The following is an 807-nucleotide window of genomic DNA, read 5'->3' as shown; positions in this document are numbered from 1 at the left end:
GAGATCGATACCTGGCTACGGGTGCCACGGTTTATCGATTCGTAGTAGTGCTGAACTGTCTGATGCGTGGCACGGCTTCCCTCGATTCCGCGCTCAAGACCCAGTTTTTTTACTGATTCAGCGTAGGTGCTCTGATCTTCACGCATCTTTGACCGCCCGCCAATAAACTCTTTCGCGGACAGCCGTCCATCCTGCGTCAATGGCACCACGAACGCTGACAAGTGGGGGGTGGCCTCGTCCCGGTGAACCACCGCCGCCACAACACGATCCTTCCCGTATTTCTTCTCCAGCCATTGCTCAGAGCGGGCGAAAAACTCCGCCTGTTGCTGCGGTGTCGCTTCTTTCCACCACTCAGGGCTTGCAGTCATAACGTATTCAACGGCCAGTACAGCATCTTTACGGCGTTTTTCAGGCAGCAGCTCCCGGACACGCCCCATTGCCTGATCCGTTGATTCGGATACAGAGCAGTAGTTTTCTGGTGTCCGTTCAGCGTTAGCATTCGGCGTCTCACGCTCCCTGTAGCAGTGCTGCAACGCGCTGGCCACACTGCCCATTCCCGTCAGCTTTTTACAGCGCATTATCGCGTAGTTCGCCATGCTTCCCCCCCTCGTTCCGGCGTCCATCCGGCCAGACGGGGGATCGCATTGCGATGCCTCCGGCGGGCCACTATCAGGATGATAGTGTACTCACTAGACTTTGCTTTGCAAAATCGTTCGGGCAGCAAGCTGCCTAAAGGTCAAGTTCAACAGCGGTCTGGCAGGTGGAAGGCGTCGCTCCGCGCCACCCCCCACCACTGCCAAGCCTGTT

Annotated in this window: 1 protein-coding gene; it reads right to left on the bottom strand. The window is 57.2% G+C overall.

Features of this window, described 5'->3' with window-relative positions:
• Positions 1–554: MobV family relaxase (gene mobV, locus D2V93_RS00005; protein ID WP_245978013.1), on the bottom strand; the 554-nt coding region annotated here is incomplete at its 3' end.
• Positions 555–807 lie beyond the last annotated feature (253 nt).

Origin of the sequence: Flagellimonas taeanensis (assembly GCF_003584105.1) — a bacterium.
In the GTDB taxonomy this organism is placed as follows: domain Bacteria; phylum Bacteroidota; class Bacteroidia; order Flavobacteriales; family Flavobacteriaceae; genus Flagellimonas; species Flagellimonas taeanensis.
This window is presented reverse-complemented; position numbering and strand designations above follow the sequence as displayed.